Source organism: Streptomyces sp. SM1, from assembly GCF_002910825.1.
In the GTDB taxonomy this organism is placed as follows: Bacteria; Actinomycetota; Actinomycetes; order Streptomycetales; family Streptomycetaceae; genus Streptomyces; species Streptomyces okerensis.
On sequence record NZ_NEUB01001050.1, the window covers coordinates 1 to 4,461 of the forward strand.

At 72.8% G+C, this 4,461-nt stretch carries 4 protein-coding genes; all 4 read left to right on the forward strand.

The features are described 5' to 3' along the window. Nucleotides 1–810, forward strand: an 810-nt coding sequence (locus tag B9S61_RS39435; RefSeq protein ID WP_258040127.1) for an N-acylneuraminate cytidylyltransferase, incomplete at its 5' end; no start/stop codon positions are given. 12 nt (nt 811–822) lie between these two features. Beyond that, complete coding sequence (locus B9S61_RS39440; protein WP_103546539.1) at nt 823–1,761, forward strand: N-acetylneuraminate synthase family protein; 939 nt, start codon at nt 823–825, stop codon at nt 1,759–1,761. Nucleotides 1,762–1,811: 50 nt separating this feature from the next. Continuing rightward, nucleotides 1,812–2,885: a hypothetical protein gene (locus B9S61_RS39445; protein WP_103546540.1), complete on the forward strand. Its 1,074-nt coding sequence runs from the start codon at nt 1,812–1,814 to the stop codon at nt 2,883–2,885. 284 nt (nt 2,886–3,169) lie between these two features. Next, nucleotides 3,170–4,399 (forward strand): amidohydrolase, encoded by a 1,230-nt coding sequence (locus B9S61_RS39450; protein WP_103546541.1) that lies wholly within the window; start codon nt 3,170–3,172, stop codon nt 4,397–4,399. The last annotated feature ends 62 nt before the right edge of the window (nt 4,400–4,461 follow it).

Genomic DNA, 4,461 nt, shown 5'->3' on the forward strand with positions numbered 1-4,461 from the left:
ACGGCGGACGACCGGAAGGCCGCCCCCGCCGCCACCGACGCGCCCGCGGGTGCCGACGCCGGTTCCGCCGGAGGCCACGGCGTCAACCACGACAAGTCCTTCCGCCCCCGCCGCCAGGACCGCCCCCAGGACTTCCTGGAGACCGGCGCCGCCTACGCCATGGACGCGGCCGGCTTCCGCGAGCACAGGCACCGCTTCTTCGGCCGCACCGAACTCGTACGCACCGACCCGGCCCGCGTGCTGGAGATCGACGACCCGCACGAACTCGCCCGGGCCCGCGCCCTCGCCCCGCTCTTCGACGCGGCCCGGCCCGGCGCCCTCCCGACCGCCGCCGACATCGACGCGCTCGTCCTCGACTTCGACGGCACCCAGACCGACGACCGGGTGCTGATCGACTCCGACGGACGGGAGTTCGTCTCCGTGCACCGCGGCGACGGACTCGGCATCGGAGCCCTGCGCCGCAGCGGCCTGAAGATGCTGATCCTGTCCACGGAACAGAACCCGGTCGTCGCCGCCCGCGCACGCAAGCTCAGGCTCCCCGTGCTGCACGGCATCGACCGCAAGGACCTCGCCCTCAAGCAGTGGTGCGAGGAACAGGGCATCGCGCCGGAGCGCGTGCTCTACGTCGGCAACGACGTCAACGACCTCCCGTGCTTCGCCCTCGTCGGCTGGCCGGTGGCGGTCGCGAGCGCCCACGACGTCGTACGCGGCGCCGCCCGCGCCGTCACCACCCTCCCCGGCGGCGACGGCGCGATCCGGGAGATCGCCGGCTGGATCCTCGGCCCCTCCCTCGATTCCCTCCCCAAGTAAGGAACCCCGGACATGAGCACCAACTCCCGCATCCGCACCCTCGGTCCCCGCGAGGCCGGCCCCGGCCGCCCCGTCTACGTCACCGGCGAGATCGGCATCAACCACAACGGTGACATCGAGAACGCGTTCAAGCTGATCGACGCCGCCGCCGAGGCGGGCTGCGACGCCGTCAAGTTCCAGAAGCGCACGCCGGAGATCTGCACCCCGCGCGACCAGTGGGACATCGAGCGGGACACCCCCTGGGGCCGGATGACGTACATCGACTACCGCCACCGCGTGGAGTTCGGCGAGGACGAGTACCGCCAGATCGACGCCTACTGCAAGAAGAAGGGCATCGACTGGTTCGCCTCCCCGTGGGACACCGAGGCCGTCGCCTTCCTGGAGAAGTTCGACGTCCCCGCCCACAAGGTGGCCTCCGCCTCCCTCACCGACGACGAACTGCTGCGCGCCCTGCGCGCCACCGGCCGCACCGTCATCCTCTCCACCGGCATGTCGACGCCGAAGCAGATCCGCCACGCGGTCGAGGTCCTCGGCAGTGACAACATCCTGCTCTGCCACGCGACGTCCACCTACCCCGCCAAGGCCGAGGAGCTGAACCTCCGCGTGATCAACACACTCCAGCAGGAGTACCCGAACGTCCCGATCGGCTACTCCGGCCACGAGACCGGCCTGCAGACCACCCTCGCCGCCGTCGCCCTCGGCGCCGCCTTCGTCGAGCGCCACATCACCCTCGACCGCGCCATGTGGGGCTCCGACCAGGCCGCCTCCGTCGAGCCGCAGGGCCTGACCCGCCTGGTCCGCGACATCCGCACCATCGAGGCGTCCCTCGGCGACGGCGTGAAGAAGGTCTACGAGTCCGAGCTGGGCCCGATGAAGAAGCTGCGCCGGGTCGCCGGCGCGGTGGCCGAGGCGGAGATCGCCACGGCCGCCGGCGAACCGCTGACGGTCTGACCCACACCCTCCACCCCACCCCTTACGACGACGGGAACGGTCGTACGTCGATGAGTCCTCGCGCCGGCCGGCCCGGCCCCCACACTCTCGCCTTCGTCGAGAGCCCGGTACAGCTGCTCAACGTGCTGGAGTGGGCGCACGCGCACGCGTCCGGCGTGGGGCTCACCCTCGTGGTGCTGTCCCCGGTCGACCCGATGACGCGCGGCCAGCTCCGCCGGATGGCGGAGCTGGCCCGGGACGAGGGCCACGAGGTCCGCTGGGAGGAGGCCCGCGGGGGAGCGGGCGCCCCGCTGCGGACGGTCGGCGGACTGGCCGGACCGCTGCGCCGGGCCGCCCGTGTCGTCCTCGGCGACCCCTTCTCGCGATACGTCCAGCTGCTGCTGACGATCACCCGGGCCCCGGAGGTCGTGGTGGTCGACGACGGCACCGCGACGATGGAGTTCGTCGGCCAGCTGGCCCGCGGCGAGCGCCTGGTGCGCTGGCACCGCAAGGGCGGCCGCCCCGGCCCCCGCGACCTCCTCCTCGCCCCCGTGTCCGCCGCCGCGCGGCGCCGGCTCACCCCGGGCGGGAACCGCGCGGTGGAGGTCTTCACCTCCATGCCCATGGAGGACACCCCGCCCGGAGTCACCGTCCGCGCCCACACCTTCGCCTGGACCCGGGACCGCTTCGGCCCGCCCCGCGTCACCCAGGGCGCCGACCTGGTGGGCACGTCGCTGGTGGAGACCGGCGTGGTGGACGGCGACGCCTACCTGGAGGCCGTCCGCTCCCTGGCGCGGACGCACGGCGCCCGGCGCTACTTCGCGCACCGCCGCGAGACCACGGTGAAGCTCCACCGGCTGGCCGTCGAGACGGGACTGGAGATCGTCCGGCCCGAGCTCCCCCTGGAACTGATCGCCCGCCGCGGCCCCATCGGCCGCACCGTCCTCAGCTTCCCGTCCACGGTCGTCCACACCCTCCCCCTCGCCCTGACCGGTACGGGCGTCCGCGTGACCGTCTGCGCCATAGACCCCGCCTGGCTGACCAGGACGGCCTCCCCCCGCGCCCAGGGCTTCCTGTCCGGGGTGACGGACACCGCGCGGGGCGTCCACCGGCTGCCGGCGGTGGCGGCACCCGTCCGGCCGTAGCGCCCTCGGGGTGTCCGCCAGATGAACCGGTCCGCGTGGTCTGCGCCGAGCGTGGTATCCGTGAAGAGGTGGATGGGTGCCGGAACCCCCGGTGTGGTGTGACGTGCGTCATGTTCCGGCAGGTCAAGGGGCCTTGACCGCCCGGAGGAGCGGCGAGTTTACCCATCCCGATCGACGGCTATGCGTGGGGCGGCCGGTTTTTCTTCGCCTGACGGGCTGATTTTTCTTGATCGGGGGTCAGTACCCGGCTTCGGCGCCCTACCCTTCAAAGGGTGAAACCACTGATGTCACTGGAGTCCGAGGTCGATCTCCCCGGCGGAGCGGTGCTCCCCGGAGCGTTGCCCGAGGCCCTGCGTGCCGAGCTCGTCGCGTTCCGCCGCGACCTGCACATGCACCCGGAGCTCGGCAACCAGGAGTTCCGCACCACCGCCGCGATCAAGGAGCGTCTGGAGCGGGCCGGTCTCCGGCCGCGCGTACTCTCCGGCGGAACCGGCGTGATCTGTGACATCGGCACGGACGACGAGGCCGGCACCGACTCGGCGATGCTCGCCATGCGCGCCGACATCGACGGCCTGCCCATCCCCGACATGAAGACCGAGTGCCCCTACCGGTCCACCGTGCCCGACCGCGCCCACGCCTGCGGCCACGACGTGCACACCACCGTGGTGCTCGGTACCGGCCTGGTCCTCGCCGAACTGCACCGGCAGGGCCTGCTGCCCCGCCCCGTACGGCTGATCTTCCAGCCCGCCGAGGAGGTGCTGCCCGGCGGCGCCGCCGACGCCATCGCGGACGGCGCGCTCGACGGCATCGGCCGGATCATCGCCGTGCACTGCGACCCCCGCGTCGACGCCGGGAAGATCGGACTGCGCCAGGGCGCCATCACCTCCGCCTGCGACCGGCTGGAGATCGCCCTCGACGGCCCCGGCGGCCACACCGCCCGCCCGCATCTGACCACCGACCTGGTCACCGCCGCCGCCCGTGTCGTCACCGACGTGCCCGCCCTGGTCGGCCGGCGCGTCGACAGCCGCAGCGGACTCGCCCTGACCTGGGGCAGGATCGAGTCCGGCCACGCGCCCAACGTCATCCCGCAGCACGCCGAACTGTCCGGCACCGTGCGCTGTCTGGACCTGGAGACCTGGCGGCAGGCCGCCGACGTCGTGGTCGCCGCCATCGACGAGGTGGCCAACCTGCACCGCGCCAAGTCGGAGATCAACTACGTGCGCGGTGTCCCGCCGGTCGTCAACGAGGCCGGGGCCACGGAACTGCTGCGCGACGCCATGATCGCCCGGCGCGGGGTGGACTCCGTCGAGGGCACCGAGCAGAGCCTCGGCGGCGAGGACTTCTCCTGGTACCTGGAGCGCGTCCCGGGCGCCATGGCCCGCCTCGGTGTCCGCACCCCCGGCGAGCGCACCGTGCGCGACCTCCACCAGGGCGACTTCGACGTGGACGAACACGCGATCACCGTAGGAGTGGAACTCTTCACCGCGGCAGCCCTCCTGGACGCCCTGCGCTAGCGCCTCCGGCGGTGCAGCCGTGTTGATCCGGGACGTCCCTCTCGTCTTTCGCCCCCGCCGCC